The organism is Streptomyces corynorhini, assembly GCF_003346515.1.
Lineage (GTDB): Bacteria > Actinomycetota > Actinomycetes > Streptomycetales > Streptomycetaceae > Streptomyces > Streptomyces corynorhini.
Map to the genome: position 1 here is coordinate 1 of NZ_QQNA01000077.1, position 5,678 is coordinate 5,678.

A 5,678-nucleotide genomic window follows, 5' to 3' on the forward strand; every position below is an offset into this window, starting at 1 on the left:
GCCCGGATGACAGCCCACTCTGACTGGGAATCAGGCCCGAAAGGATCTGGTAGAGTCGGAACCGCCGGAAAGGGAAACGCGAAAGCGCGGAACTGGAAAGCGAAACCCCGCTCCGACGGGGAATCGGACACGAAAGAGTCTGATAGAGTCGGAAACGCAAGACGGAAACAAAACAAAGAAACACCGAAGGGAAGCGCCCGGAGGAAAGCCCCAGAAAATGTTCTGTGGGTGAGTACAAAGGAAGCGTCCGTTCCTTGAGAACTCAACAGCGTGCCAAAAGTCAACGCCAGATATGTTGATACCCCGACCTGCCGAATCTTCGGCGGGTTGAGGTTCCTTTGAAGAAAAAACACAGCGAGGACGCTGTGAACCACGGGTCTTATTCCGACCGGTGGTTCCGGCTCTCGTGCGTGTCGACCCGCGCTCTTCAGTGAGCACAGTCGGGAAAACATTCACGGAGAGTTTGATCCTGGCTCAGGACGAACGCTGGCGGCGTGCTTAACACATGCAAGTCGAACGATGAAGCCTTTCGGGGTGGATTAGTGGCGAACGGGTGAGTAACACGTGGGCAATCTGCCCTTCACTCTGGGACAAGCCCTGGAAACGGGGTCTAATACCGGATAATACTTTCCTCCGCATGGGGGAGGGTTGAAAGCTCCGGCGGTGAAGGATGAGCCCGCGGCCTATCAGCTTGTTGGTGGGGTGATGGCCTACCAAGGCGACGACGGGTAGCCGGCCTGAGAGGGCGACCGGCCACACTGGGACTGAGACACGGCCCAGACTCCTACGGGAGGCAGCAGTGGGGAATATTGCACAATGGGCGAAAGCCTGATGCAGCGACGCCGCGTGAGGGATGACGGCCTTCGGGTTGTAAACCTCTTTCAGCAGGGAAGAAGCGCAAGTGACGGTACCTGCAGAAGAAGCACCGGCTAACTACGTGCCAGCAGCCGCGGTAATACGTAGGGTGCGAGCGTTGTCCGGAATTATTGGGCGTAAAGAGCTCGTAGGCGGCTTGTCACGTCGGATGTGAAAGCCCGGGGCTTAACCCCGGGTCTGCATTCGATACGGGCAGGCTAGAGTGTGGTAGGGGAGATCGGAATTCCTGGTGTAGCGGTGAAATGCGCAGATATCAGGAGGAACACCGGTGGCGAAGGCGGATCTCTGGGCCATTACTGACGCTGAGGAGCGAAAGCGTGGGGAGCGAACAGGATTAGATACCCTGGTAGTCCACGCCGTAAACGTTGGGAACTAGGTGTTGGCGACATTCCACGTCGTCGGTGCCGCAGCTAACGCATTAAGTTCCCCGCCTGGGGAGTACGGCCGCAAGGCTAAAACTCAAAGGAATTGACGGGGGCCCGCACAAGCAGCGGAGCATGTGGCTTAATTCGACGCAACGCGAAGAACCTTACCAAGGCTTGACATACACCGGAAACGGCCAGAGATGGTCGCCCCCTTGTGGTCGGTGTACAGGTGGTGCATGGCTGTCGTCAGCTCGTGTCGTGAGATGTTGGGTTAAGTCCCGCAACGAGCGCAACCCTTGTTCTGTGTTGCCAGCATGCCTTTCGGGGTGATGGGGACTCACAGGAGACTGCCGGGGTCAACTCGGAGGAAGGTGGGGACGACGTCAAGTCATCATGCCCCTTATGTCTTGGGCTGCACACGTGCTACAATGGCCGGTACAATGAGCTGCGATGCCGCGAGGCGGAGCGAATCTCAAAAAGCCGGTCTCAGTTCGGATTGGGGTCTGCAACTCGACCCCATGAAGTCGGAGTTGCTAGTAATCGCAGATCAGCATTGCTGCGGTGAATACGTTCCCGGGCCTTGTACACACCGCCCGTCACGTCACGAAAGTCGGTAACACCCGAAGCCGGTGGCCCAACCCCTTGTGGGAGGGAGCTGTCGAAGGTGGGACTGGCGATTGGGACGAAGTCGTAACAAGGTAGCCGTACCGGAAGGTGCGGCTGGATCACCTCCTTTCTAAGGAGCATCTAGATTCCGTAAGGAATCCAGAGCCACTACGTCGGCAAATGTTCGACGGTGGTCAGCTCATGGGTGGAACGTTGACTATTCGGCACATCGGGTTTCTTCTGCAAGTACTGCTTCGGCGTGGAACGTAGTGGGGGATCGGGTGTGTTGGGCGCGCTGTTGGGTGTCTGAGGGTACGAGCGTTGCTCGTCCTTCGGGTTGCCGGCCCCAGTGAACTCGCCTGTATGGGTGGGGTGGTGGGTGGCTGGTCGTTGTTTGAGAACTGCACAGTGGACGCGAGCATCTGTGGCCAAGTTTTTAAGGGCGCACGGTGGATGCCTTGGTACCAGGAACCGATGAAGGACGTGGGAGGCCGCGATAGGCCCCGGGGAGCTGTCAACCGAGCTTTGATCCGGGGGTGTCCGAATGGGGAAACCCGGCAGTCGTCATGGGCTGTCACCCGCTGCTGAACACATAGGCAGTGTGGAGGGAACGAGGGGAAGTGAAACATCTCAGTACCCTCAGGAAGAGAAAACAACCGTGATTCCGGGAGTAGTGGCGAGCGAAACCGGATGAGGCCAAACCGTATGCGTGTGATACCCGGCAGGGGTTGCGTATACGGGGTTGTGGGAGTTCTTTTGATCGGTCTGCCGGCCGGTCGGCGAGTCAGAAACCGTATGGGTAGGCGAAGGACATGCGAAAGGTCCGGCGTAGAGGGTAAGACCCCCGTAGCTGAAATCTGTACGGCTCGTTTGAGAACCACCCAAGTAGCACGGGGCCCGAGAAATCCCGTGTGAATCTGGCGGGACCACCCGCTAAGCCTAAATATTCCCTGGTGACCGATAGCGGATAGTACCGTGAGGGAATGGTGAAAAGTACCGCGGGAGCGGAGTGAAATAGTACCTGAAACCGTGTGCCTACAAGCCGTGGGAGCGTCGCTGGCAGCACTTGTGCTGTCAGTCGTGACTGCGTGCCTTTTGAAGAATGAGCCTGCGAGTTTGCGGTGTGTTGCGAGGTTAACCCGTGTGGGGAAGCCGTAGCGAAAGCGAGTCCGAATAGGGCGTTGTGTCTTTAATTAGATACTGAGTAGCGCGCTCAAGACCCGAAGCGGAGTGATCTAGCCATGGGCAGGTTGAAGCGGAGGTAAGACTTCGTGGAGGACCGAACCCACCAGGGTTGAAAACCTGGGGGATGACCTGTGGTTAGGGGTGAAAGGCCAATCAAACTCCGTGATAGCTGGTTCTCCCCGAAATGCATTTAGGTGCAGCGTCGTGTGTTTCTTGCCGGAGGTAGAGCACTGGATAGGCGATGGGCCCTACCGGGTTACTGACCTTAGCCAAACTCCGAATGCCGGTAAGTGAGAGCGCGGCAGTGAGACTGTGGGGGATAAGCTCCATGGTCGAGAGGGAAACAGCCCAGAGCATCGACTAAGGCCCCTAAGCGTACGCTAAGTGGGAAAGGATGTGGAGTCGCAGAGACAACCAGGAGGTTGGCTTAGAAGCAGCCACCCTTGAAAGAGTGCGTAATAGCTCACTGGTCAAGTGATTCCGCGCCGACAATGTAGCGGGGCTCAAGCGTACCGCCGAAGTCGTGTCATTGCAGCATGAGGGCCAACGCCCGCTGTGATGGGTAGGGGAGCGTCGTGTGCCGGGTGAAGCAGCAGCGGAAGCTAGTTGTGGACGGTTCACGAGTGAGAATGCAGGCATGAGTAGCGATACACACGTGGGAAACGTGTGCGCCGATTGACTAAGGGTTCCTGGGTCAAGCTGATCTGCCCAGGGTAAGTCGGGACCTAAGGCGAGGCCGACAGGCGTAGTCGATGGACAACCGGTTGATATTCCGGTACCCGCTTTGAAACGCCCAGTATCGAATCCATTAATGCTAAGGCCGTGAAGCCGTCCTGGATCCTTCGGGTGAAGGGGAGTGGTGGAGCCGCTGATCCGAGGTGGTAGTAGGTAAGCGATGGGGTGACGCAGGAAGGTAGTCCAGCCCGGGCGGTGGTTGTCCCGGGGTAAGGGTGTAGGGCGTTGTCCAGGTAAATCCGGATGACATGAAGTCTGAGACCTGATGCCGAGCCGATTGTGGTGAAGTGGATGATCCTATGCTGTCGAGAAAAGCCTCTAGCGAGTTTCATGGCGGCCCGTACCCTAAACCGACTCAGGTGGTCAGGTAGAGAATACCGAGGCGTTCGGGTGAACTATGGTTAAGGAACTCGGCAAAATGCCCCCGTAACTTCGGGAGAAGGGGGGCCATTCTGGGTGATGAGTTTTGCACTCTGAGCTTGGGGTGGCCGCAGAGACCAGCGAGAAGCGACTGTTTACTAAAAACACAGGTCCGTGCGAAGCCGTAAGGCGATGTATACGGACTGACGCCTGCCCGGTGCTGGAACGTTAAGGGGACCGGTTAGTCAATCTTCGGGTTGGCGAAGCTGAGAACTTAAGCGCCAGTAAACGGCGGTGGTAACTATAACCATCCTAAGGTAGCGAAATTCCTTGTCGGGTAAGTTCCGACCTGCACGAATGGCGTAACGACTTCTCGACTGTCTCAACCATAGGCCCGGTGAAATTGCACTACGAGTAAAGATGCTCGTTTCGCGCAGCAGGACGGAAAGACCCCGGGACCTTTACTATAGTTTGATATTGGTGTTCGGTTCGGCTTGTGTAGGATAGGTGGGAGACTGTGAAGCTTGGACGCCAGTTCAGGTGGAGTCGTCGTTGAAATACCACTCTGGTCGTGCTGGATGTCTAACCTGGGTCCGTGATCCGGATCAGGGACAGTGTCTGATGGGTAGTTTAACTGGGGCGGTTGCCTCCTAAAGAGTAACGGAGGCGCCCAAAGGTTCCCTCAGCCTGGTTGGTAATCAGGTGTTGAGTGTAAGTGCACAAGGGAGCTTGACTGTGAGACCGACGGGTCGAGCAGGGACGAAAGTCGGGACTAGTGATCCGGCGGTGGCTTGTGGAAGCGCCGTCGCTCAACGGATAAAAGGTACCCCGGGGATAACAGGCTGATCTTCCCCAAGAGTCCATATCGACGGGATGGTTTGGCACCTCGATGTCGGCTCGTCGCATCCTGGGGCTGGAGTCGGTCCCAAGGGTTGGGCTGTTCGCCCATTAAAGCGGTACGCGAGCTGGGTTTAGAACGTCGTGAGACAGTTCGGTCCCTATCCGCTGCGCGCGCAGGAGTCTTGAGAAGGGCTGTCCCTAGTACGAGAGGACCGGGACGGACGAACCTCTGGTGTGCCAGTTGTTCTGCCAAGGGCATGGCTGGTTGGCTACGTTCGGAAAGGATAACCGCTGAAAGCATCTAAGCGGGAAGCCTGCTTCGAGATGAGGACTCCCACCTCCTTTGAGGGGTTAAGGCTCCCAGTAGACGACTGGGTTGATAGGCCAGATGTGGAAGACCGGTAACGGTTGGAGCTGACTGGTACTAATAGGCCGAGGGCTTGTCCTCAGTTGCTCGCGTCCACTGTGTTAGTTCTGAAGTAACGAACAGCCGTGTTGGCGTTTCTAATTAGATGCGTCAGTTGTTGGATATCTTCATAGTGTTTCGGTGGTCATTGCGTGAGGGAAACGCCCGGTTACATTCCGAACCCGGAAGCTAAGCCTCACAGCGCCGATGGTACTGCAGGGGGGACCCTGTGGGAGAGTAGGACGCCGCCGAACAATTATTGTGGGAATGCCCCGCACCTTCTGGTGCGGGGCATTTCTGCGTTC

General features: G+C 57.0%; 3 rRNA genes. All 3 read left to right on the plus strand.

Features of this window, described 5'->3' with window-relative positions:
- The first annotated feature begins 451 nt into the window (after positions 1–451).
- Positions 452–1,977: ribosomal RNA gene (locus tag DVH02_RS11175) — 16S ribosomal RNA — on the plus strand.
- 296 nt (positions 1,978–2,273) lie between these two features.
- Positions 2,274–5,415, plus strand: a 23S ribosomal RNA gene (locus DVH02_RS11180).
- A 95-nt stretch (positions 5,416–5,510) separates the two neighbouring features.
- Positions 5,511–5,627: ribosomal RNA gene (gene rrf, locus DVH02_RS11185) — 5S ribosomal RNA — on the plus strand.
- Together the 16S, 23S and 5S rRNA genes form the textbook arrangement of a ribosomal RNA operon.
- The last annotated feature ends 51 nt before the right edge of the window (positions 5,628–5,678 follow it).